General features: G+C 72.9%; 3 protein-coding genes. All 3 read left to right on the top strand.

Going from position 1 to position 26,870, the window contains the following annotated elements:
* Nucleotides 1-8 precede the first annotated feature (8 nt).
* On the top strand, nt 9-23,717 hold the full coding sequence (locus OG943_RS14125) for a non-ribosomal peptide synthase/polyketide synthase (RefSeq protein ID WP_328610210.1): 23,709 nt from the start codon (nt 9-11) through the stop codon (nt 23,715-23,717).
* A 21-nt stretch (nt 23,718-23,738) separates the two neighbouring features.
* Nucleotides 23,739-23,948 carry an MbtH family protein gene (locus OG943_RS14120; protein WP_328610209.1) on the top strand — a complete coding sequence of 70 codons (210 nt, stop codon included), beginning with the start codon at nt 23,739-23,741 and terminating at the stop codon, nt 23,946-23,948.
* Nucleotides 23,949-24,163: 215 nt separating this feature from the next.
* Nucleotides 24,164-26,863: a helix-turn-helix transcriptional regulator gene (locus OG943_RS14115; protein WP_328610208.1), complete on the top strand. Its 2,700-nt coding sequence runs from the start codon at nt 24,164-24,166 to the stop codon at nt 26,861-26,863.
* Nucleotides 26,864-26,870 lie beyond the last annotated feature (7 nt).

The following is a 26,870-nucleotide window of genomic DNA, read 5'->3' as shown; positions in this document are numbered from 1 at the left end:
GCTCGCAGATGACCGGCGTCGTGCCCGGTTCCCCCCTGACCGCGGCGCAGGCCGGGGTCTTCTTCGCCCAGCGGATCGCGCCGGCGGACCCGTCGTATCAGATCGGCTGGTACGCCGAGGTGACCGGCGCGGTCGACCTCACGCGACTCGGCGCCGCCGTGCGCCAGGTGCTCGGCGAGGCCGAGGGCCTGCACGTGACGGCGGATGTCGACCGGACCGGGGTGCCCCGGCTGTATCCGGCTGCCGTCGCGGCCGAGGTCCCGGTGGTGGACTTTTCGAGCGAGCCGGACCCCGACCACGCGGCGCACGAATGGATGCGCGCCGGGCTGGCCGGGGTCCCGGACCTCGCCCGGGGCCCGCTCACCGCGCACGCGCTGCTGGTGCTGGGCCCGGAGCGGGTGCTCTGGTCGCAGCGGTACCACCACCTGGTCATCGACGCGCACGGCCAGGCGGCGCTCACCCGCCGCGCCGCCGCGGTCTACGGCGGCGAAAAATCCACTGTGGACTGGTCGACGGCGCCGGTCCTCGCCGCTGAGGCGGCGTACCGGGAATCGGCGCAGTACGAGGCGGATCAGGCGTACTGGCGGGAGAAACTGGCCGGACGCCCGGACCCCGTCCGGCTGCTGTCCGGCGACGGCGCCGTGGCCCGGCACTCGTTCACCCTCTCGTCCGCGCGGGCCGACGGACTGCGCAAGTTCGCGGGCAACCACGGGACCCGGCTCTCACGCGTGGCGCTCGCGGCCGTCGCGGCGTACGCGCACCGCGTGACCGGGGCCGAGGATCTGGTGTTCGGCCTGCCTGTGGCCGCGCGGCCCGAGGCTGTGCTGCGGGACCGGCCCGCCATGGTGTCGAACGTGCTGCCGCTGCGGCTGGCCGTGCGGCCGGAGACCACCCCGGCGGAGCTGCTGGCCTCGGTGACGGCCACCGTCGCGGAGCTGCTGGAGCACGGGCGTTACCGGGGCGAAGACCTCGCGCGCGAGCTGGGACTGCCCGGCGGTGTGCTGGAGCTGACCGGGCTGAGCCTGAACTTCCTGCCGGACGCGCCGCTGACGTTCGGCGGCGCGACGGCGTCCGTGCGCAGCCTCGCGCTGGGCCCGGTCACCGACCTCGCCATCACGGCGCACGACGCCGGCGCGGGCGGGCCGCTGCGGATCGAGCTGGCCGGGCCGGGCACCGTCGATGCGCTGGCCGAGCACGAAGGCCGGCTGACCGCGGTCCTCGACGCGCTGGCGGCGCAGCCCGACCGGCCGATCGCCTCGATCGACCTGCTCACCGCGGCCGAACGCGAGCGCGTGCTCGTCGAATTCGGCACTTCGCCCGCTGATTCGCCCGAGCTGTCCTGGCCCGCGGCGTTCGACCGGGTGGTGGCGCAGCGGCCCGAAGCCGTCGCCGCCGTGTGCGAGGACGAGCAGCTCACCTACGCGGAGCTGGACGCGGCCGCGAACCGCCTGGCGCGGCTGCTCGCCGCCCGCGGGGTCGGGGCTGAGGACGTGGTCGGGGTCGCGCTGCCGCGTTCGATCGATCTGGTCGTGGCGTTGCTCGGCGTGATGAAGGCCGGTGCGGCGTACTTGCCGCTGGACCTCGACCACCCCGAAGACCGGCTGGCATACATGCTTTCCGACGCCGGTGCGCGCGCTGTTATGTCCACTGTGGAGCTATCCGGGCAGCTGCCGGATTTGGACGCAGTCGGGCACGTGCTGCTCGACGATCCGGACGTTCGGGCGGAGCTGTCTACACTAGACGAGTCCACTGTGGACGCCAGCGAGCTGCGGCTGGACCGCGCCGCGTACGTGATCTACACCTCGGGCTCCACCGGCCAGCCGAAGGGCGTGGTGCTGTCCCACGACGGCGTCGGCAGCCTGATCGCGACGGCGACCGAGCGGATCGGCATCACCGCCGACAGCCGCGTGGTGCAGTTCGCCTCCGTCGGGTTCGACGTGACGGTGTGGGACCTGGTCATGTCGCTGTGCGTGGGCGGGCGCGTGATCGTGGTGCCCGCGCACCGCCGCGTCGCCGGCGTCGAGCTGACCGGGTACATCACCGCGAACGCCGCGACGCACATGATCCTGCCGCCGTCGCTGGTCGCCGCGCTGCCGCCGGAGTGCGAGCTGCCGAAGGGCGCCGTGCTGATCGTCGGCACCGAGACCGTGCCGCCGGAGCTGATCGCGCGCTGGGCGGAGGACCTGCGCGTCGTCGCGGCGTACGGCCTCACCGAGGCGACCGTCAACTCCACGCTCTGGGCGGCCGAGCCCGGCTGGACCGGGCCGATCCCGATCGGCCGGCCCGACCCCAACACCCGCTGTTACGTGCTGGACACCGCGCTCAACCCGGTGCCCGCCGGCGTCGAGGGCGAGCTGTACGTCGGCGGGCGCGGGCTGGCGCGCGGGTATGTCGGGCGGGCCGGGCTGACGGCGGAGCGGTTCGTCGCCGACCCGTTCGCCGGGCCGGGCGAACGCATGTACCGCACCGGTGACCGGGTGCGCTGGCGGGCCGACGGGAACCTGGACTTCCTCGGCCGTGCCGACCACCAGGTGAAGATCCGCGGCTTCCGGATCGAGCCGGGTGAGGTCGAGTCGGTCATCGCCGCGCACCACGCCGTTTCGCGGGTGGCCGTGGTGCCGCGCGAGGTGAAGCAGGGGGATCGGCGGCTGGTCGCGTACGTGGTGCCCGAAGCCGCAGGCCCGGGGGCCGAGGCCAGTCGGGACACCGGTCGCGAGGCCGCGCAGGTCGGCCGCTGGAAGGACGTGCACGAGCTGCTCTACTCGGTCGCCGACCGCGACCCGTTCGACGAGGGCTTCACCGGCTGGAACTCCAGCTACGACGGCCGTCCGCTGCCGCTGGAGGAGATGCGCGCGTGGCGGACCGCCACTGTCGACGCGATCCGGGCGCTGGGAAGCCGGGGACAGGCGCCGCGCCGGGTGCTGGAGATCGGCGTCGGCAGCGGGCTGCTGATGTCGAAGCTGGCGCCGGAAACCGAGGAGTACTGGGGCCTTGACCTGTCCGAGGAGGTGGTGGGCCTGCTCTCGGCGCGGGTCGCCGAGCGGCCCGCGCTGGCCGGGAAGGTGCATCTGTCCGCCCGGCCGGCGCACGAGCTGGCCGGGCTGCCCAGTGTGTTCGGCACCGGGGGTTTTGACACCGTGGTGGTCAACTCGGTCGTCCAGTACTTCCCGGGCACCGAGTACCTCGTCGACGTGCTGCGGCAGGCGATCGGCCTGCTCGCGCCCGGCGGCACGGTGTTCGTCGGCGACGTGCGGAACCTCGGGCTGCTGCGGGTGCTGCGCGCGGGCGTCGAGTCCGCGTCGGGTGACGCGTCGCTGGCGGCGGTGGACACGGCCGTCGCGCGGGAGGACGAGCTGCTGCTGGACCCGCGCTTCTTCGCGGCGCTGCCGGAGGTGATCCCCGGCATCGCCGAGGTGGACATCCGGCTCAAGCGGGCGGGTTACGCGAACGAGCTGAGCCGTTACCGCTACGACGTGGTCCTGCGTACGAGCGCGACGGCGGCCGGGCGACCCGCTTCTGTGGCATGGACCGAGCTGGGTTCGGCCCGCGCGTTCGCCGGGCACCTCCGCACCGGCACGCCGGAAACCCTGCGTGTGACGGCGATCCCGAACGAGCGGCTGATCCCCGACCTGACCGCGTTGCGCGCGCTGGGCGGTGAAGTCACGGACGTGCCGGGGGCGGCAATGGACCCGGACGTGCTGGCCGAGCTGGCCGGCGCGGCGGGCTACCGCGCCGCCGCCACCTGGTCGGGAGAGGCGGCGACGGCGTTCGACCTCGTGCTGTCCCGTGACGAGCCGGTGGCGGACTTTCTCTCCGATGTGGACAGTCCACTCGCGAACGTGCCGGTGGTCTACCGTGATCCGGCGTCGCTGATGAAGGAGCTGCGCGGCCTCGTGGAGGAGGCACTGCCGCACTATATGGTGCCGTCCGCCTTCGTGGCGATGGACCAGTTGCCGGTGATGACCAACGGCAAGCTCGACCGTACCGCGCTGCCGATGCCGGACTTCGGCGCGCTCGCGAAGGGCCGCGCACCCCGCACGCGGCGTGAGGTCGTGTTGTGCGGTGTCCTCGCCGACGTGCTCGGCGTGCCCACGGTCGGCGCCGACGACGACTTCTTCACCCTCGGCGGCGACAGCATCTCCTCGATCCGGCTGGTGCTCGGCGCCGCCGAACACGGCCTCGCGATCACGCCGCGGCAGGTCTTCCAGCACCGCACCGCCGAGGCGCTCGCCGCCTGCGCCGGTGAAGTGACCACTGTGGACGATTCCGGCGTGCCGCTGCTGGAACTGTCCGAAGCGGACTCCGCCGCCCTCGCGCCGTACGCCGAAGTGCTGCCGGTGACGCCGTTGCAGCAGGGCTTCTTTTTCCACGCCGCGTACGAGGACGACGACGTCTACACCGTCCAGGAGATCTTCGACCTCGACGGTCCGCTGGACCCGGCGAAGCTGCGCCGCTCGGTGCAGGACCTGCTGGACCGGCACAGCTCGCTGCGCTCCGGCTTCCGCCAGCTCGACGACGGCCGGGTGGTCCAGGTCGTCGCGTCGCGCGCCGAACTGCCGTGGCGTGAGGTCGACGCCCCTGACGCGGCGGACGCGCTGGAGGCCGACCGCACCCGGCGGTTCGCGCTCGACCGGCCGCCCCTGCTGCGGGCCACGCTCGTGCGCGGGACCCGGAACCGGCTGGCCCTGACGTTCCACCACATCGTCGCCGACGGCTGGTCCGTGGTGGTGATGGTGCGGGAGATCCTGGCGCGTTACGGCTCGGCCGAACCGGTGGCCCCGGAGCCGAGCCCGCGTTCGGCCCACCTGCGCCGCCTCGCCGGGCGCGACGCCGACGCGGCCCGGCAGGCCTGGCGGAACGCGCTGGCGGACCTCGGCGAGCCGACCCGCCTGGTCGAGAAGCCGGCGGGGATCGAGGAGCGCCGGCCGTCGAAGGTGCACTTCGCGATGGACGAGGCGGCGACGGCGCGCGTGCGGGCCGTCGCGCGGGAGCACGGGCTGACGCTGGGCACCGTGCTGCACGGCGCGTGGGGCCTGCTGCTCGGGCGGCTCACCGGCCGCGGCGACCTGCTGTTCGGCAGCACCGTGTCCGGCCGCGACCCCGGCGTCCCCGGCATCGAGGACGCGGTCGGGCTCTACATCAACACCCTGCCGGTGCGCGTGCGCTGGTCCGGTGGCGACACCGTCGCCGGGCTGCTGCGGCGGCTGCAGGACGAGCAGGCCGCGTTGCTGGACCATCAGCATCTCGGGCTCGCCGAACTGCAGCGGCTTGCGGGCGCCGGGCCCGATTTGTCCAGCACCGATGAGCTGTTCGACACCCTCGTGGTGATCGAGAACTACCCGCGGGAGAACGAGGGCGCCGGGGGACTGCGGGTCACCGGTGTCGAGGTTGTCGACGCGGTGCACTACCCGGTGGCGCTGATCGCAACGCCGGGGGACGCGCTGGAGTTCAGCCTCAAGTTCGACGCCGCCCGGGTCGACGCGCGGACGGCCGAGCAGCTGGCCGAGCGGTTCGTGCGGGTGCTGGACGCGTTCGCGGCGGCGCCGGACGGTCGGCTGTCCCAAGTGGACCTCGTCTCGCCCGCGGAGCTGGAACGCCTCGGCGAGGTGAACGCCACCGCCGTCGCCGTGCCGGAGCGGACGCTGGCTGTCGCGCTCGCCGAGCAGGTGGTGAAGACGCCGGACGCCGCCGCTGTCGTGTTCGAGGACGAGTCTTTGTCCTATGTGGAGCTTGACGCGCGGGCCGAGGCGCTCGCGCGGCGGCTGCGGGCCCAGGGCGCCCGGCCCGGTGCGGTCGTGGCCGTCGCCGTGCCGCGGTCGATCGAGCTGATGGTCGCGCTGCTCGGCGTGCTGAAGTCGGGGGCAGCGTACCTGCCGCTCGACCTCGACTACCCGGCCGAGCGGCTGGAGTACATGCTCACCGCGTCCGGCGCCGGGCTGGTCGTGACCGGGCCGGATACGCGGCTCCCGCCGGGACCGGTGCGGGTGCCGGTCGACGGTCCGGACGTCGCGGAGACGCCCGGTGCGGCCGCCCGGCCGGACGACGCGGCGTACCTGATCTACACCTCCGGCTCGACCGGCCGTCCGAAGGGCGTGCTGGTCAGCCACCGCGCGATCGTTAACCGGCTGGCGTGGATGCAGCACGAGTACCGGCTCGACGGCGGCGACCGCGTGCTGCAGAAGACGCCGTCGAGCTTCGACGTGTCGGTGTGGGAGTTCTTCTGGGCCCTGACCGAGGGCGCGACGGTGGTCTTCGCGCGCCCGGACGGGCACCGCGACCCGGCCTACCTCGCGCAGGTGATCCGGGAGCAGCGGATCACCACCCTGCACTTCGTCCCGTCGATGCTCAGCGCGTTCCTCTCCGTGGACGAGGTCACCGAAGACCCGCGGTGGGCGGAAAGCCTGCGCCGCGTGTTCGCCAGCGGCGAGGGCCTGCCCGGTGACGTCGCGGCCCGGTGGCGCGCGCTGACCGGCGTGCCGTTGCACAACCTGTACGGCCCCACCGAAGCCGCCGTCGACGTGTCCTCCTTCGCCTTCCGCGGTGGTCCGGATCGGACTGTCCCCATCGGACGTCCGGTGTGGAACACCCGGCTGCACGTGCTGGACACCTGTTTGCGGCCGGTGCCGGACGGGGTCGCGGGTGAGCTGTACCTCGCGGGCGTGCAGCTGGCGCGGGGGTACCACGGGCAGCGGGGGCTGACGGCCGAACGGTTCGTCGCCGATCCGTTCGGCGAGCCGGGCGCGCGGATGTACCGCACCGGCGACTTGGTGCGCCGGCGCGCGGACGGGGAGGTCGAGTACCTCGGCCGCACCGACCGTCAGGTCAAGATCCGCGGCAACCGGATCGAGCTGGGGGAGATCGAGGCCGTGCTGGCCGCGCAACCGGGCGTCACGGCCGCCGCGGTGCTGGTGCGCGACGGTGCGCTGGTCGGCTACGCGGCGGGCATCGCGGACGTCGGCACCCTGCGGGCCGCGCTGGCCGAGGCCCTTCCGGCGCCGACGGTGCCGAACTCGCTGGTGGTGCTGGAGGAGTTCCCGCTGAGCCCGAGCGGCAAGCTGGACACTCGCGCGCTGCCCGCGCCCGCCCGGCCGGAGCCGTCCACATCGTCCACATTAGACTCCGCGGCGACGCCGGGTGACGACCGGGAACGCGCGCTCGCCGCGATCTTCGCCGACGTGCTCGGCCTCGCCGAGGTCGGCGCCGAGGGCGACTTCTTCCTGCTGGGCGGCGACAGCATCTCGTCGATCAGCGTGTCCAGCCGCGCGCGGCGCGCCGGGTTCGAGCTGAGCCCGAAGGACGTCTTCACGCACCGGACGCCCGCGGCGCTGGCCGCGCTCGGCGGCGAACCGGTGCTCACCGGAGGGCCGGAGGCGGACCCGGACGGGGTCGGCGACGTGCCGCTGCTGCCCGAAGTGCATCGCCTGCGCGAGCTGGGCGACGCCGTAACGGCCGAGTCCGTGCTGGTGCGGACGCCCGCGGGCGCCGACGTCGAGGCGCTGGCCGCCGCACTGCAGGCCGTCCTGGACCACCATGATGGGCTGCGGCTGAAGCGAAGCCGAGTCGCGTCGGTGCCAGGGCTGCCGGATCTGTTGTGGTCGTTGGAAACGCGGCCGCCCGGCACACTGGCGGCGGCCGACGTACTGCGCCGCGCCGAGGGGACCGACGAACTCGCCGCTGCCGTTTCCCGGCTCGACCCGGATTCCGGCGTCCTGCTGCAGGCTGTGTGGTTCGAGGACAAGGAACGGCTGCTGCTGGTCGCGCACCCGCTGCTCGTCGACGCGCCTTCGTGGCACACGCTGGCCGCGGATCTCGCGACGGCGTGGACTGCCGTGCAGGCTGGGCGACGCCCGGTGTTCGGTGTCGTCGAGACGTCGCTGCGCACGCACGCGCGGCAGGTCACTGAGGGCGCGCAGAGCCCGGAGCTGCTGGCGAGTCTGGCGCATTGGGCTTCCTTGCTCGCCCCCGGCGCCGACACGGTCGCGGGCGGTGAGACCGCTGAGCGCACCGTGACGCTGTCCATTGAGGACACACGGGTACTGGTCGACCGGCTCCCGGCCGCGGTCCACGGCGAGGTCACCGACGTGCTGCTGGCCGCGCTGGCGATCGCGGGCGGCGAGCTGATCGTCGACGTCCAGGAGCGGCCCGCGACTGGGCCCGTCGCCATCGGTGCGCTGCACGCCGTACGGCCGGTGCGGCTGTCCGGCACCGGCGCGCCACTCGACGTGCTCAAGCAGGTCAAGGAGCTGGTCCGCGCGGCGCCGGACGCGGCGGGTTACGGCCTGCTGCGGTACCTGAACCCGCAGGCCGCGCCGCTGTTCGCCCAGCTGGCGACGCCCGGCGTGCTACTGCGGTATGCGGGCCGGACCCCGGCCGGAACTTCCGCGTGGACGTTCGCCGAGGGGCCGGGTGCGCCCGCTGGGGCTCACCCGCTGCGCATCGGCGTCACCTGCGAGGAGACCGACGAGGGACCGCGCCTGGTCGCCACGTTCGCCGGGCGCGGCACCGAGCTGGCGAGCGCGTGGCAGGCCGGGTTGGAGACGCTGGCCGGGGCCGTCCCGTCGGCCTCCGGGCTGACCACTTCGGACCTGAAGCTGATCGAGCTGGCCCAGGACGAGATCGAGCAGGTGGAACGGCTGAGCCCGCTGCCGCTCGCCGACATCTGGCCGCTCTCGCCGTTGCAGGAAGGCCTGTTCTTCCACTCCAGCTACGACCAGTCGCGAGTGGACATCTACACCATCCAGGAGGCGATCGACCTCGACCGGCACCTGGACGCCGACCGGCTGCGCGCGGCCTGCGCGGCCCTGGTCCGGCGGACGCCGAGCCTCGGGGCCGGCTTCACCAGCGAGGGCCTGCGCGGCCCGGTCCAGTTCGTCGCCGCGGGGCCGACTCCGCCGGTCACCGAGATCGACCTGCGTGAACTGTCCGAAGAGGACCGTGAAGCGAAGCTGGCCGAGCTGATGGCCGAGGACCGGGCGGCCCGGCACGACCTGGCGTCGCCGCCGCTGTTCCGGATCACGCTGGTGCGCCTGGGCGAACGGCGCGATCGCGTGGTGCTGAATCGGCACCTGCTGCTGTGGGACGGCTGGTCGGCGTGGCTGTTCATCGAGCAGCTGTTCGCTCTGTACGAGCTGGGTGGCGACGATCGCGGACTGCGGTCTTCGGGGTCCTATGCGGACTATCTGGAGTGGCTGTCCGGACAGGACACCGAGGTGGCGGCCGCCGCCTGGCGTGCGGCGCTGGCCGGGCTCGCCGAGCCGACGCTGATCGGCCCGGACACCCGCGGCCTCGAGCCGGTCACGCCGGTCAACCTCGACGCGCACCTTTCGCCGGAGCTGACCGGCCGGGTGCGTGAGGAGGCGCGGCGGCACGGGCTGACCGTGAACTCCGTGCTGAACGCCGCGTGGGCGCTCGTGCTGTCCACTGTGGTCGGACGCCAGGACGTGGTGTTCGGCGCCGCCGTCGCGGGCCGCCCGGCCGCGGTGCCGGACATCGAGACGACGATCGGGCTGTTCCTCAACACCGTGCCCACCCGCGTTCGGCTGGTGCCGGACGAGCCGGTGCTGGACCTGCTGCGGCGCGTCCAGTCCGAGCGGATGGACCTGACGCCGTACGAGTTCATGAGCCTCGGCGTGCTCCAGCGCGAGTCCGGGCACCGCGTCCTGTTCGACACGCTGTTCGTGCTGCGCGGCAACGACGGGGACGAGCGGACCGCCGGCCTGGAGCACCGCCACGGCATCACCGGACTGGTCAATGTGGACGCCACGCACTACCCGCTGACGCTCGTGGTCACGCCGGGCAGCTCGATGCGCGTCACCCTGTCCTATCGCGACGACATCGTCGACGCGGCCACGGCCGGTGAGCTGCTGGGCCGGTTCACCTCGCTGGTCGAACAGCTGGTCGGCGATTTCTCGGCACCCGTGGGCGCGTTGGAGACGCTGTCGCCCGAGCGTCGCGCGGAGCTGGCGGAGGTCTGGTCGGCGAGCGAGCACCCGATGGTCGAGGACACGATCGCCGATCTGCTCGCGACGCAGGCCGCGGCGACGCCGGACGCGACCGCGCTCGTTTTTGGCGAGCAACGCCTCACCTACGCGGAGCTGGACGCGCGCATCAACCGGATGGCGCGGCTGCTGCTTTCGCGCGGCGCCGAGCCGGAGCAGGTAATCGCGCTCGGCCTGCCGCGGTCGATCGACATGGTCGTGGCGCTGTTCGCGGTGCTGCGCACCGGCGCGGCGTACCTGCCGCTGGAGCTGGACTACCCGGCCGACCGGCTCGCGATGATGCTCGACGACGCCGGCCCGCTCTGCCTCGTCACGACCACGGCGGTCGCCGGTTCACTGCCCTCGGACCTGCCGCGGGTGCTGGTAGACACCGGCGAGACGCGGGCCGAGCTGGCCGCCATGTCCAGTGTGGAGCCGTCTGATGCCGAGCGCCCGCTGTTCGCCCGCGACCGCGCGGGACGGCTGGAGCACCCGGCGTACGTGATCTACACGTCTGGCTCCACGGGTAAGCCCAAGGGTGTGGTCACGCCGTACCGCGGCCTGACGAACATGCAGCTCAACCACCAGGAGGCGATTTTCGGCCCGGCGATCGCGTCGGCCGGCGGGCGGCGGCTGCGGATCGCGCACACCGTGTCGTTCGCCTTCGACATGTCCTGGGAAGAGCTGCTGTGGCTGGTCGAGGGCCACGAAGTGCACGTCTGTGACGAAGAGCTGCGCCGCGACGCCCGCGCGCTGGTCGAGTACTGCGACCGTCAGCAGGTCGACGTGGTCAACGTGACGCCGACGTACGCGCACCTGCTGATCGAGGAGGGGCTGCTCGACCAGGGGGCTGGCAGTCATCGGCCCGCGTTGGTGCTGCTGGGCGGTGAGGCGGTGTCCGAGTCCGTGTGGCACCGCCTGCGCGACACCGACGGCACGTACGGCTACAACCTCTATGGCCCCACCGAGTACACGATCAACACCCTCGGCGGCGGCACCACCGACAGCGCGGCGCCGACCGTCGGGAGGCCGATCTGGAACACCCGCGCGTACATTGTGGACGATTGGCTGCGGCCGGTGCCCGACGGCGTGCCCGGTGAGCTGTACATCGCCGGGACCGGGCTGGCCCGCGGTTACCTCGGCCGGCCGGGCCTGAGCGCGGAGCGGTTCGTGGCCGACCCGTTCGGCGCCCCCGGCTCGCGGATGTACCGCACCGGCGACCTGGTGCGCCGCCGCCCGGATGGCAACCTGGACTTCCTCGGCCGGACCGACGACCAGGTCAAGATCCGGGGCTACCGTGTGGAACTGGGTGAGATCGAAACGGCGCTGAGCCGGCACCCGCAGGTCGCGCAGGCCGCGGTGATCGCGCGGCCGGACCCGTCGGCGCCCGGGCTGCAGCGGCTCGTCGGCTACGTCGTGCCCGCCGAGCTGAGCGGTGACGCGCGGGACGCGGCCGAAGCCGACCAGGTCGGCGAGTGGGAGCAGATCTACTCCGACGAGTACACCGAGATCCCGACCGCGCTGTTCACTGAGGACTTCGCCGGCTGGGACTCCAGCTACGACGGCGAGCCGATCCCGCTGGAGCACATGCGGGAGTGGCGTTCGGCGACCGTCGCGCGGATCGGCGAGCTGGCGCCGCGGCGGATCCTGGAGATCGGCGTCGGCACCGGGCTGCTGATGGGGCAGCTCGCGCCCGCCGCCGAGGAGTACTGGGGCACCGATCTCGCCGCGCCGGTGATCGGCAAGCTGACACGCGAACTGGCGCAGGACCCGGCGCTGGCCGCCAAGGTGACGCTGCGGGCTCAGCCCGCGCACGTGTTCGACGGCCTGCCGCGCAAGCACTTCGACACCGTGGTGATCAACTCGGTCATCCAGTACTTCCCGAGTGTCGACTACCTGAGCGGCGTGCTGCGCCAGGCGCTCGAGCTGCTCGCGCCGGGCGGCTCGCTGTTCGTCGGCGACGTCCGGAACCTGCGGCTGGCCCGCTCGTTCCACACCGCGATCCAGCTGACCCGCGCCGACGCGACGTCCGACGTCGCCCAGGTGCGCCGGGCCGTCGAACGCGGTGCGGCGCTGGAGAAGGAACTGCTGCTCGACCCGGACTACTTCGTCGCGCTCGCCCGCGAGCTGCCTGGGGTCGAGGCGCTGGTCCGGGTGAAGCGGGCCGTGCTGCACAACGAGCTGAGCCGGTATCGCTACGACGTCGTCCTGACCAAGGACGCCGCGGACGTCGCGCCGGTGGCGCAGGCGCCGCGGGTGCTCTGGGACGAGGTGGGCTCGCTCGCCGAGCTGGAACAGCGCCTCATCGGGGACGCGGGGACGCTGCGGGTGAGCCGGATTCCGGACGCGCGGCTCGCGGCGGAGTTCGCCGCGATGCGCGCGCTCGACTCGGACGTGCCGCTGCTCGACGTCCTGGGGCGGTTCCACGACCGCGCCGAGGGGATCGAGCCCGAGGCCGTGCACCAGCTCGGTGAACGGCTCGGCTTCCGCGTGCACACCACGTGGTCGAGCGGGGTGGACGGGGTTTTCGACGCGGTCTTCGTGCCGCATGCCGTTAAGGCCTCCTTACCCGCGTCCGACGCGGGTAAGGAGGCCTTAACGGCGCCGGTGTCGGGTCTGTATGTGCCCGCGGCCACCGGCGCCGACCTCACGCGGTTCGCGAACAGCCCGACGGCCGCGCGGGGCGGTAGCGAGCTGGTGCAGGTGCTGCGCGAAGAGCTGAAGCGGCAGCTGCCGGACTACATGGTCCCGGCCGCGTTCGTCACGCTCGCCGTCCTGCCGCTGACCGATAACGGCAAGCTGAACGTGCGCGCGCTGCCCGACGCCGAGCCCGCCGTCTCGCTGGGGGAGAGCCGGGACGCGGAGACCGCGGAGGAGGAGACGCTCTGCGCGCTCTTCGCCGAGGTGCTCGGCCTGGACCGGGTGGGGGTCGAGGACAGCTTCTTCGACCTCGGCGGGCACTCGCTGCTGGCCACGCGCCTGATCAGCCGGGCCCGCACCGAGCTGGACGCCGAGCTGGCGATCAAGGACCTGTTCGAGGCACCGACCCCGGCCCTGCTGGCCGAGCGGGCGGGCACCGGTGCGCCGGCCCGGCCGTCCGTCGTGCCGGTCGAACGGCCGGAGCGGATTCCGCTGTCGTTCGCGCAGCAGCGGATGTGGCTGCTCGACCAGCTGGGTACCACTGCCGCGGCGTACACGTACCCGCTGTTCGTGCGGCTGCGCGGGCCGCTCGATGTCGACGCGCTGCGGGCGGCGTTCGGCGACGTGCTGCAGCGTCACGAGGTCTTGCGCACGGTGATCGGCGACCACGAAGGCACGGCGTATCAGGACATCCAGGCATCGCCGGAGATCCCGTTCACCGTGACTGATGGGTCGACGGCGGATGTGGCGGGCCTCGCGGAACGGCGCTTCGACCTCACCCGTGAGCTGCCGGTGCGCATCGACGTGCTGCGCGTGGCGGCCGACGACCACGTGGTCGCGATCCTGCTGCACCACGGTGTCACGGACGAGTGGTCGGACCGGCCGTTCCTGGACGACCTGGCCACGGCCTACCGCGCCCGGCTCGGCGGCGAGGCTCCCGTGTGGACACCGCTGCCCGTGCAGTACGCGGATTACACGCTGTGGCAACGCGACTTCCTCGCGTCCGCGGGGGACGAGCAGCTGGCCTACTGGACGGGGGTCCTGCGCGGGCTGCCCGACGAGGTCCCGCTGCCGCTGGATCACCCGCGTCCCGCCCGGCCCAGCGGCCGCGGCGGCAAGGTGCGCGTCGCGTTGCCGGACGGGCTGACGGCCGCTGTGCGCGAGCTGTCCGGAACGGCCGGCGCGAGCCTGTTCATGGTGCTGCAGTCGGCTGTCGCGGCGCTGCTGAACCGGATGGGCGCGGGAGAGGACATCCCGCTCGGCGCGCCCATCGCGGGCCGCACCGACGCGGCGGTGGACGACCTCGTGGGCTTCTTCGTGAACACGCTGGTGCTGCGGACCGACGTGTCCGGCGACCCGGCCTACCGGGAACTGCTCGACCGCGTGAAGACCGCAGACCTGACGGCGTTCTCCCAGCAGGACCTGCCGTTCGAGCGTGTGGTCGAGGCGCTGAACCCGCCGCGGCTGCCGGGCCGGAACCCGCTGTTCCAGGTCATGGTCGGCTACCACTACCGGCCCGACGGCGACCCGGACGTGCTCGGCCTGCCCACCGAATGGCTCGACCCCGGCCAGGCGACGGCGAAGTTCGACCTGCACTTCACGCTTGTCGACGAGGCCCCGTCCGGCCCGCTGACGCTGATGCTGGAGTACGCCGAGGACCGGTGCTCGGCGGACACCGCACAGCGGTTGCTGACCCGGCTGGGCTCGGTGCTGGCTCAGGTCACGGCTGATCCGGCGGTCCGGGTGGGCGCTTTGGACGTGCTCGGCGACGACGAGCCCACGCGGCTGGCGTCGTGGAATGCCACCGCGCACGAGGTGCCGCGGGTGACGTTGCCGGAGTTGTTCGAGGCTCAGGTTGCGCGGACGCCGGATGCTGCGGCGGTGGTGTTCGAGGACACCGTTGTGTCCTATGCGGATCTGAACGCGCGGGCGAACCGGCTGGCGCGGTGGCTGCGGGAGCGGGGTGCTGGTCCGGAGTCGGTGGTGGCGGTCTCCTTGCCACGTTCGCTCGACCTCGTTGTGGCGTTGTATGCGATCCACAAGGCGGGTGCGGCGTATCTGCCGTTGGACCCGGACTATCCGGCGGAGCGCCGGGAGTTCATGCTCGCGGACGCGGCTCCGGCGGTCGTGCTGGATGCGCCGGTGGACGTGAGTGGGTACTCCGATGTGGACCTTGGTGTCCGGGTGTCGCCGGAGGATCCGGCGTACGTGATCTATACGTCGGGTTCGACGGGGCGTCCGAAGGGGGTGGTGGTGCCGCATGCGGGCATCGTCAACCGTCTGTTGTGGATGCAGGACGAGTACGGTTTGGCGGCCGATGATCGGGTGTTGCAGAAGACGCCGTCGAGTTTTGACGTTTCGGTGTGGGAGTTCTTTTGGCCGTTGATCGCCGGGGCGACGCTGGTGGTGGCGACGCCGGACGGGCACAAGGATCCCGCTTATCTCGCGGAGCTGATCCGGACGGCAGGCGTGACGACCGTCCACTTCGTCCCGTCGATGTTACGGCTGTTCCTGGAGGAGCCCGCCGCGGCCGGGTGCACCGGACTGCGCCGGGTGATCTGCAGTGGTGAGGCACTGCCGTCGGAGCTGGCGTCGCGTTTCGCGGACGTACTGCCTGCCGGACTGCACAACCTTTACGGGCCGACCGAGGCGTCGGTGGACGTCACGGCGTTCCCGGCTATCGGCCCGTTCACCGGCCCAGGCGTCCCGATCGGACGTCCGGTGTGGAATACCGGCACGCACGTGCTGGACGCGCACTTGCGCCCGGTGCCGCCGGGAGTTTCCGGTGAGCTGTATCTGTCGGGTGTTCAGCTGGCTCGGGGTTACCTCGCGCGACCCGGTCTGACCGCTGAGCGGTTCGTGGCGAGCCCGTTCGGTGACGGTGAGCGGATGTATCGCACGGGTGATCTTGCGCGTTGGACGGTGGACGGCGTGCTGGAGTTCCTTGGCCGCGCCGACGATCAGGTCAAGGTGCGCGGGTTCCGGGTGGAGCTGGGTGAGATCGAGGCGGCGCTGACCGCGGCCCTGACGGTGGACGGCGCCGTCGGGACCGCCGCGGTGATCGCCCGGGACGACCGGTTGATCGCGTACGTGACCGGTGTGGACGTCGTCGTGGACGCGCTGCGGGCGCAGGTCGCGCGGCGGCTGCCGGAGCACATGGTGCCCGCGGCGATCGTGGTGCTCGGCGCACTGCCGCTCAGCCCCAGCGGCAAGCTGGACCGCGCGGCGCTGCCGGACCCGGAGTTCGCCGCGGGTGGCGGCCGCACAGCCCGCGACGACCGCGAGCGCACGCTGACCGGGTTGTTCGCGGACCTGCTCGACGTGCCCGCGCCGTCGATCGACGACGACTTCTTCGCCCTCGGCGGTCACTCGCTGCTGGTGATGCGGCTCGTCTCGCGGATCCGGTCGGTGCTGGGCGCCGAGGTGACCGTGCGCGACGTCTTCGAGGCGCCGACCGTCGCCCGGCTCGTCGAACGCTTCGGCGGGCTCGCGTCACGGCCCGAGCTGGAGTCGCGGGAACGGCCGGAGGTGCTGCCGCTTTCGGCCGCGCAGCAGCGGCTGTGGTTCCTGCACCAGCTGGAGGGCCCGACCACGACGTACTCGATCCCGTACGTCTGGCGGCTGACCGGCCCGCTCGACACCGAGGCGTTGGCGGCCGCGTTCGGCGACGTGGTCGCGCGGCACGAGGTGCTGCGCACGGTGTTCACCGAGCAGGACGGCGTCCCCGTGCAGCTAATCCTGGACGACTTCGCGGCGGACTTCGCCGTGGCACGCACGGACGACGTCGACGCGCGGATCCGGGCCGAAGTGGACATTCCGTTCCAGCTCGGTGCGGAGCCGCCCGTCCGAGTTCGCCTGTACGAGCTGGGTGCCGAGGAGCACGTGCTGCTGGTGCTGCTGCACCACGTCGTCACCGACGAATGGTCGGAGGGCCCGCTGCTGGCCGATCTGGCGGTGGCCTATCGCGCCCGGCTCGACGGTGATGATCCGAAGTGGACACCGATGCCTGTCCAGTACGCGGACTACGCGCTGTGGCACCAGGATCTGCTGTCCGATGTGGAGGGACGACAGGCCGCGTTCTGGCGTGACAGTCTGGCCGGGCTGCCGGACGAGCTGGAGCTGCCCGCGGACCGGCCGCGGCCGGCGGAAGCGAGTCATCGCGGCGGCACCGTCACGTTCCCGGTGCCCGCCGGGCTCGCGGCGGACCTGCGGGCGCTCGCGCGGCGGCACGACGTCAGTTTGTTCATGCTCACCCAGGCTGCGGTCGCCGTGCTGTTGCACCGGCTCGGCGCGGGCACGGACATCCCGCTCGGCGCGCCGGTGTCCGGGCGCTCCGACGAGCGGCTGGCCGACCTGGTCGGCTTCTTCGTGAACTCGCTGGTGCTGCGCACGGACCTGTCCGGCGACCCGGCGTTCGGCGAGCTGCTGCGCCGGGTGCGCACGGCCGACCTCGCCGCGTTCGACCACCAGGACCTGCCGTTCGACCGCGTGGTCGAGCTGGCCGACCCGGAACGGTCGCTGGCGCGGCACCCGTTGTTCCAGGTCATGGTGGTGTACCTGCCCCAGACGGGCGGCACCCCGGACCTGCCGGGCCTCACCGTGACCCGCGAGGACGTGACGTCCGCGGCGGCTAAGTTCGACCTCGAGTTCGGGTTCCTGGAGCAGTCGGACGGCGGCATCGCCGGCGCGATCGAGTACAGCGCCGACCGGTTCGACCCCGGCACGGCCGAGGCGTTGGGCCGTCGGCTCGTGCGGGTGCTGGAGCAGGTCACCGCCGATCCGGCCGCGACGGTCGGTTCCCTGGACGTGCTGGGTGACGGGGAGTCCTCGCGGCTGGCGTTGTGGAACGTCACTGCGCATGAGGTGCCGCGGGTGACGTTGCCGGAGTTGTTCGAGGCTCAGGTCGCGCGGACGCCGGACGCTCCGGCGGTGGTGTTCGAGGACACCGTTATGTCCTATGTGGAGCTGAACGCGAGGGCTAACCGTCTCGCGCGGTGGCTCCGTGAACAGGGGGCTGGTCCGGAGTCGGTGGTGGCGGTGTCGCTGCCGCGTTCTCTCGATCTGATTGTTGCGTTGTACGCCATTCACAAGGCGGGGGCGGCGTACTTGCCGCTGGATCCGGACTATCCGGTGGAGCGCCGGGAGTTCATGCTCGCGGACGCCGCTCCGGCCGTGGTGCTGGACGCGCCGGTCGATGTGAGTGGGTACTCCGATGTGGACCTTGGTGTCCGGGTCTCGCCGGAGGCTCCGGCGTACGTCATCTACACGTCGGGCTCGACTGGCCGCCCCAAGGGTGTTGTTGTGCCGCAGAAGGGCATCGTCAACCGTCTGCTGTGGATGCAGGACGAGTACGGCTTGACGGCCGACGACCGGGTGTTGCAGAAGACGCCGTCGAGTTTTGACGTTTCGGTGTGGGAGTTCTTCTGGCCGCTCATCACCGGGGCGACGCTGGTGGTGGCGAAGCCGGAGGGGCACAAGGACCCGGCTTATCTCGCGGAGCTGATCCGGACCGCGGGCGTGACGACTGTCCACTTCGTCCCGTCGATGCTGGAGGTCTGGCTCGCCGAGCCGAAGGCCGCGGACTGTACCGGCCTGCGCCGGGTGCTGTGCAGTGGTGAGGCGCTGCCTGCCGAAGTGGTGACCAGGTTCGGTGCGGTGCTGCCTGCCGAACTGCACAACCTGTACGGCCCCACGGAAGCGTCGGTTGACGTCACGGCGGCGCCGGCCCGGGTGGCGCCGTCCGGACGGGTCCCGATCGGACGTCCGGTGTGGAATACCGGCACGCACGTGCTCGACGCACACCTGCGCCCGGTCCCGCCGGGTGTCACGGGGGAGCTGTACCTGTCCGGTGTCCAGCTGGCTCGGGGTTACCTTGCACGGCCCGGTCTGACTGCCGAGCGGTTCGTCGCGAGCCCATTCGGTGACGGTGAGCGGATGTACCGCACGGGCGACCTTGCGCGCTGGACCGTGGACGGCGAGCTGGAGTTCCTTGGCCGCGCCGACGATCAGGTCAAGATCCGCGGGTTCCGGGTGGAGCTGGGTGAGATCGACGCAGCGCTCGCCGCGCACCCGGCGGTCGCACAGGCCCGGGTGATCGTCCACGATGGACGCCAGTTGGTCGCCTACGTGGTGCCCGCTGATAGCACAGTGCCCGCCGATAGCACCGTGGACGCCGAAGAGCTGCGGGCGCATGTTGCGCGGACCTTGCCGGAGCACATGGTGCCCGCGGCGGTGGTCCCGCTGGCGCGGCTGCCGCTCGGCCCGAGCGGCAAGCTGGACCGCCGGGCGCTGCCCGCGCCGGAGTTCGAGGTCACCGACGACACCCCGGCCACCGACGCCGAGGCGACCCTGGCCGGGCTGATGGCCGGGGTGCTCGGCCTGCCGAAGGTCGGTGTGCGCGACGATTTCTTCCGCCTTGGCGGGGACAGCATCGTCGCGATGCAGCTGGTGGCCCGCGCCCGCGCGGCCGGACTGGTGCTCAGCCCGCGGGACGTGTTCCGGCACCGCACCGTCACCGGCCTCGCCGAGGTCGCGGGGGCGCAGCTCGCCACCCCGGCGACCGGCGACGGGCGGCCGCTGCTGGAGCTGGACGAGGCCGAGCGCGCCGAGCTGCGTTCGGTGGCGCCCGACGCGGCCGAGGTCTGGCCGCTCACCCCGCTGCAGTCCGGCCTGCTGTTCCTGGCCACTGTGGACACCGAGGGGCCGGACGTCTACACCGTCCAGTTCGGCTTCGACTTCACCGGCCCGCTCGACCCGGCGCGGCTGCACGACGCTGTGCGCGAGTTGCTGGCGCGGCATCCGAACCTGCGCACCAGCTATCGCTACCTCGGCTCCGGCCGCCTGGTCGCGCTTGTCGCCCGCTCGGCCGAACCCCCATGGCGGGAAACGACCGGCGAGGCGCTTGAGGACGAGCTGGCCCACGAACGGCGCCGATTCGACGTCGGGGCCGGGCCGCTGCTGCGGTTCCTGCTGGTGCGGTTCGGCGACGACCGGCACCGGCTGGTCGTTTCACACCAGCACCTGCTGCTCGACGGCTGGTCCGTGCCGCAGCTGCTGGCCGAACTGTCCGCGCTGTATGCGGGCCGCGCGGTGCCGTCCGCGCTGCCGTACCGGGACTACCTCGGCTGGCTGCGCGACCAGGATCGTGAGACGGCGACGGGCGCGTGGCGGACGGCGTTGGCCGGTCTCGCCGAGCCGACCCACCTCGCCCCGGTCGACCCGGACCGTGCGCCGGCATTGCCTATCAAGGCCATTGTGGAGCTTCCCGCCGAGGGGACCGCCGCGCTCACCGCGTTCGCCCGCGAGCGTGGGCTGACGGTGAACACACTGGTCCAGACGGCGTGGGGACTGCTGCTCGCCGCGCAGACCGGGCGCACCGACGTGGTGTTCGGCGCGACGGTCGCCGGACGGCCGCCGGAGCTGCCCGGCGTGGAGCGGATGCTCGGCCTGTTCATCAACACCGTGCCCGTGCGGGTGCGGTTCGACCCGGCCGAACCGCTTGGCGCGCTGCTGGACCGGGTGCAGGAGGAACAGTCCGCGCTGCTGCCGCACCAGCACGTCGGGCTCGCCGACATCCAGCGCGAGGCCGGGCTGGGCGAGCTGTTCGACACGCTGATGGTGTTCGAGAGCTACCCCGGTGCGGACGAGCCGGACGGTGACGGCCTGCGCGCGGGGATCGTCGACCACCGCGACTCCACGCACTACCCGCTGACCTGGGCCGTCGAGCCGGGGGAGCGGCTGCGGCTGACCGCCGAGTACCGCGCCGACCTGTTCACCGAGGACGTCCCCGCCCGGCTGCTCGCCGGGATGGAGCTGCTGCTGGCCGCGATGGTGTCCGATGTAGACCGTCCGGCCGGGACGGTGGAGGTGCTGCCGGCACCCGACCGGGACCGGATCCTGCGCGACTGGAACGACACGGCACTCGACGTCGCGCCGTCCACTGTGGCGGGACTGTTCGAGGACCAGGTCCGCCGGACACCGGATGCCGTGGCCGTTGTCGGCGGCGCGTCGTGGACGTACCGCGAGCTGAACGCGCGCGCCAACCGGCTCGCGCGGTCCCTGGTGGAACTGGACGCCGGCCCGGAGAGCCTGGTCGCGCTGGCGCTGCCGCGCTCGGCCGACATGCTGCTGGCGATCCTGGCCGTGCACAAGGCCGGGGCCGCGTACCTGCCGCTGGACCCCGACTACCCGGCCGAGCGGCTGGCCGCGATGCTCATCGACGCCCAGCCCGGGCTCCTGCTCACCGTGCCGGAGCTGACCGGCGCGCTGCCCGAGATCACCGACACCGTGCTGCTGCCGGACCTGCTGGCCGTCGACCTGCCCGGCACCGACCTCGGCCAGCACGACCGGCTCCGGCCGCTGCGGCCCGGTCACCCGGCGTACGTGATCTACACGTCCGGGTCAACCGGCACGCCGAAGGGCGTGGTGGTGACTCACGCGAGCGTGGTGAACCTGTTCCACAGCCACCGCGAGACGCTTTACCGGCCGGCCGTCGAACGGACCGGGCGCGAGCACCTGCGGGTGGGGCACGCCTGGTCGTTCTCCTTCGACGCGTCCTGGCAGCCGCAGCTGTGGCTGCTCGACGGGCACGCCGTGCACGTCGTGGACGACGAGGCGAGGCGGGACCCGGAGCTGCTGGCCGGGCAGATCCGCCGCGACGGGTTCGACTTCATCGAGGTCACGCCGTCGTTCTTCGCGCAGATGGCCGACGCCGGGCTGCTGGACGCCGACCACGGCGACCGCTGCCCGCTCGCCGTGGTCGGCGTCGGCGGCGAGGCGGTGCCGGACGCGCTCTGGCGGCGGCTCGCGGCGTTGCCGGGCACCGAGGCGTTCAACCTTTACGGGCCCACGGAGTCCACTGTGGACGCGCTGGTGGCGCGGATCGGCGACAGCGAGCGCCCGCTCGTCGGCCGGCCGGTCGCGAACACCCGCGCGTACGTGCTGGACGGGGCTCTGCGCCCGGTCGCGCCGGGCGTCACGGGTGAGCTGTACCTCGCCGGCGGCGGCCTGGCGCGGGGTTACCTCGGCCGGCCGGAGCTGACGGCGGAGCGGTTCGTCGCCGACCCGTTCGGCCCGCCCGGCGCCCGGATGTACCGCACCGGCGACCTCGCGCGGTGGACGGCCGACGGACGGCTCGACTTCGGCGGCCGCGCCGACGACCAGGCGAAGATCCGCGGCTTCCGGGTTGAGCCCGCGGAGGTCGAGGCCGCGCTGGACCGGCACCCGGCGGTCGCGCAGAGCGTGGTCGTGGTGCGGGAGGACCGCGTCAAGCAGCTGGTGGCCTACGTCGTGCCCTCGGCCGGGGTGGACGCCGCCGAGCTGCGGCGGCACGCGGCCGAGACGCTGCCGGACTACCTCGTGCCCGCCGCGTTCGTGGTGCTGGAGACCCTGCCGGTGCTGGCGAACGGGAAGCTCGACCGGGCCGCGCTGCCCGCGCCGGACTTCACGGAGCTGGTCGGCGGCCGCGCGCCTTCGACCGAGCGGGAGCGGACGCTGTGCGCGATGTTCGGTGACGTCCTCGGCGTGCCGGGCCTCGGTGTCGACGACGACTTCTTCGCGCTGGGCGGGGACAGCATCGTCGCGATGCAGCTGGTCAGCCGCGCCCGCACCGCCGGGCTGCGGATTTCACCGCGTGACGTGTTCCGGCACCGCACGGTGGCCGGGCTCGCGGAGGCCGCTTCCGAGGTGGTCGCCCAGGCGGTCTCCGACGACGGCACGGGCACGGTCGGGCTCACGCCGATCATGCACGCGATGCGGGAGCTGGGTGGCCCGATCGCCGGGTACCACCAGGCGGCGCTGCTGCTGACGCCCGCGGGCATGACCGGCGACCAGCTGACGGCGGTGCTCCGCGCTGTCGTCGACCGTCACCCGATGCTGCGCGCGCGGCTGGACCGGTCCGCTGCCCGGTGGGCGCTGCGGGTGCCGGGGCCGGTGGACGTCGCGGACTGGGTGTCCACAGTGGACGTCCGAGGGGTGGCGGATCTGGAGCCGGTGATCGCGGCCGAGGCGCTGGCGACGCGAGCGCGGCTCGACCCGGACGCCGGCGCGATGCTGCGCGCGACGTGGTTCGACGCGGGCGACGGCGCCGGCCGTCTGCTGGTGCTGATCCACCACCTCGTGATCGACGGCGTCTCCTGGCGGGTGCTGCTGCCGGACTTCGCGGCCGCGTGGGAGGCGGTTTCGGCGGGGCAGAAGGCTTCGCTGGCGGGCGTGGACACGTCGTTCCGGCGCTGGTCGGAGGAGCTGGCCGCGCGGGCGACTTCGCCGGAGCGCGAGGCGGAGCTGGACCGGTGGCACGCGGTGCTGGCGAGCGGCGTGCCGTTGCCGCTGGACCGTCCGCTCGACCCGGCCCGCGACGTCGAGTCCACTCTGGACAGTCTTTCGCTCACCCTGCCGCCGGAGCTGACCGGGCCGCTGCTGGGCCGCGTGCCCGCGGCGTTCCGGGCGACGGTGAACGACGTCCTGCTCACCGGCCTGGCGCTGGCGGTCGCCGACTGGCGCCGCCGCCGGGACGGGTCGGTCGGCGCCGCGACGCTGGTCGACCTCGAGGGCCACGGCCGCGAGGACGAGCTGGCGGGCGGGGCCGACCTGGCCCAGACCGTCGGCTGGTTCACCAGTGTGGTGCCGGTGTGCCTGGACCTCGGTGACGTCGACGTGGCCGACGCGCTGGCCGGCGGCCCGGCGGCCGGGGCCGCGCTGGAGCGGGTGCGGGCGGAGCTGGACGCGCCACCCGTGGGCGGGACCGGGTTCGGCCTGCTGCGGCACCTGAACCCGGTCACCGGCCCCGAGCTGGCGGCGCTCCCGCGGCCGGAGATCGAGTTCAACTACATGGGCCGGTTCGGGCACGCCGACTCGGCGGACTGGGCGTACGCGCCGGAGGCGGACGCGGCGGACCTCGGCGCGGACCCGGGCAAGCGCGTCTCGCACGCGCTGACCGTCAACGCGCTGACGGAGGACAAGCCGGCCGGCCCGTCACTGGCGGCCTACTGGTCATGGCCCGCGGCCGTGACCTCCCCGGAGGCGGTCCACGACCTGGCCGAAACCTGGTTCCGCGCGCTGGAGGCACTGATCCGCCGCGCGGCCACACTGGACGAGAACTGAAGCAGGGAAAGGAAAAGAAGAATGACCAACCCCTTTGAGAACCCCGATGGCAGCTACCTGGTCCTGGTCAACGACGAGGGCCAGCACAGCCTGTGGCCCGAGTTCGTCGCCGTCCCGGCCGGCTGGACCACGGCCTTCGGCCCCGCCGCCCGTCAGGAGTGCCTTGACCACGTCGAACAGAACTGGACCGACCTGCGGCCGAAGTCGCTGATCGAGGCGATGGAATCCTGACCCGGCCCGACGGTCCATTGCGGACACCTGCGACGGAAGGCGTTACGCCGGGTAAACGCGGCTAAGCGGACAAAAACCGCATCGCAGATCGTAGTCCAGCGCCCGGTCCGGGGCCGTGTACATCAGTGCAAGGTCCTTGCCTCTTGGCGCCGAGTTTGGTTTTCCGCCCACTTCTTGCTGGTAGACCGAGCGTACCGGCGGGACGGAGGGCTGTCGTGTCGCGTCATCTCACGGAAGCCGGCCCGGGCCTGGTCGGACGGTCGGCGGAACTCGCGGCACTGGCCGCCTCGGGCACGGCCGCGCGGGCGGGTTCGGCGCGGCTGGTCATCGTGCGGGGTCCCTCGGGGATCGGGAAAACCGCGGTGCTGGGCCGGATCGGCGACGAAGGAACCGTGCTGCGGGCCTCCGGCGACCGGGCCCCCTACGCGACGGCCCGGAGCCTGCTGGGGCTCGGTCCCGGGCACCCGCTGCCGGACGACGAGCACCGGGCGTTGCGGGAGCTCAGCCGGGTCGCGCTCGACCTGGTCCGTGAAGCCCCGCTCGTGCTGGTGCTGGACAACGCCGACTCGTGCGACGACAAGTCCTTGCGGTGGCTCGAATTCCTGCTGCGCCGGGGTGCGGAGCTGCCGTTGCTGGTGGTGCTGGCCGAGTGCGCCGACGGTCCCGTCCCGTACGACCGGCGGCTGGCCGGGGTCGCCGCCGCGGGTCGCGCGCGGGTGATCGAACCGGCTCCGCTCGGTCAAGCCGAGGTCGCCGAGGTGATCCGCCGGGAGCTGCACCGGTCACCGGCACCGGACTTCGCCCTGGCCTGTGCCAAGGCCTCCGAAGGCAACCCGCGATTCCTGCTCCGGCTGCTCGGCGCGGTCCGGGAGCAAGGCGGGCGACCGGACGAGGCGGGGGCGCTCCGCGTCGCCGAGCTCAGCCGCGGCCTGGTCCGCGTCGCGGTGCGGGAGCGACTGGCCCGGTGGCCCGAACCACTGCGGCGGGTCGCGTGCGCGGCGGCGGTGCTCAAGGCTTTCGACGCGGATCTGGTGTCGAGTCTCGCGGCCCTGCCGGTCCCGGCTGTCGTCGCCGCTTTCGATCTGCTGAAGGGCTATGCCGTTCCCGGAAGCGGTGACGAGGACCGTCGGCTCGACGTCCTCTCGGCCGTGCTCGACGAACTCGGCGAGGACGAGCGAGCGGATCTGAGACGGCGTGCGGCGCGCATCCTCAACGACGCGGGGGCGCCGCCGTGGCGCGTCGCCGATCAGCTCCTCGCCCTGGACACGCTGGACGAGCCCTGGATGCGCGAGCTGCTCGCGCGGGCGGGCGGCTTCGGCTGGAACTCCGGGTTCGTGCTGCGCTGCCTGGCCCGGCTGGTCGAGACCGATGCCGAGGGCACGGACGAGCGGATCGACCTCGCCGCGGCACTGGTCGAAGTCGACCCCTGGCGGGCCGCGCCCCTGCTCGAAGAAGTCCTGCCGCGGGTCATGGAGCCCCACGCCCGGGCGGTGGTCGCCGAGCTGCTCGCCGCGATCTCCCTGACCGTGCCGGGGGTCCGGCCGCGACCGGCCGTTCTCTCCGAGGCACTGGTGGCGCTGGGAACCGGAGACGGAGCGGAGACGGCAGAGGAGTTCGAGGCCCGCGTGCGGCTGGAGGCATTGGTCCGGCTGAGGCAGCCCGCCCCGGCCGCCGTGCTCCGTGAGCGCCCCCTCGACGTGCCCGGTGACACCCCCGCCGAGCGTCAGGCGCTGGTGGCGCAGGCCTTGCTGGCCACGATGCGCGGGACCTCCGCGACCATCGCGGCCGATCTCGCGCGCCGGGCGTTGAGCGGTCCGCAGCCGAGGACGGGCTGGACCGCGTCGGCCGCCTCGGTCGTGCTGTTCCTCGCGGACGAATTCGACGAGGCGATCGCCGGGGTCGGCAAGGCCCACCGGGGCGGCGTGCGGCGCCGGGCACCGTGGACCGAGCTGCTCGCGTTGACCACGAAGGCCTGGATCCTGGCGAGCGCGGGGGAGATCACCGAGGCCGCGCTCGCGGTCACCGACGCCGTCGAGGTCACCGACCGCGCGCCGTGGGGCGCCGAGGTGACGCTGCACCGGCCGGTCCAGGCGCTGGTGCTGTTCAACCAGGGTGACGTCGACGGGGCGGAGGAGGCGCTCGAAGCGGCCCACCGTCACGGCGTTTCACCGGACGAGCACTACTTCCTGCTGGCGAAGTCGGCGGTGGCGTGGTTCCGTCAGGATCTGGACACGGCGCTGGCCTGCGCCCTGCGCTGCGGCGAGCTCCTCGACGAAGGCGGGATCAGGAATCCGGTGTACGCCCCGTGGTGGCTGCACGCGGCCAGCCTGCTGGCCCGGATGGGACGGGCGGGCGAGGCCGCGGCGCTCGTCGAACGGGGCGAAGAGCTGGCGAAGCGCTGGGGCACCGCGCGGGCGTCCGCACTCGTGTTGATGGCCAAGGGGACCGTCATCCGCGGCCCGCAGGCGCTCGACGCGCTCACCGAGGCCACCGAACTGCTGACCGGCACCGCGGCGAAATCCGATCACGCGCGGGCCGAAGCGCTGCTCGGCATGGCGTTGCTCCGGGCCGAGGACCCGGTCGCGGCCCGGGAGCACCTCCGCCGTTCCGTCGACCTTTCGGTCCAGCGCGGCGGCTGGGCGTCGGCGAAGACCGCGCGGGATCTTCTCGTCGCCGCCGGCGGCCGGATGTCGCGGGTCGTCGGCGACCGGGTCGACCTGCTCACCGGACGGGAGCGGAAAGTCGCCGGAATCGTCGCGCGCGGGGCGAGCAACGCCGAGATCGCCGATGAGCTGTCGATCAGCCTGCGCACCGTGGAGCTCCACCTGACCAGTGTCTACCGGAAACTGGGCGTGGTGAGCCGGGCCGAGCTGGCGCCGTTGTTCGAGTCCGGCAGAGCCCCGGCGGAAGGCTGAGGCGGCC

The organism is Amycolatopsis sp. NBC_00345, assembly GCF_036116635.1.
Classification (GTDB): Bacteria; Actinomycetota; Actinomycetes; order Mycobacteriales; family Pseudonocardiaceae; genus Amycolatopsis.
Note: the sequence above shows the minus strand (reverse complement) of the source record. Positions and strands in the feature narration are given on the sequence as shown.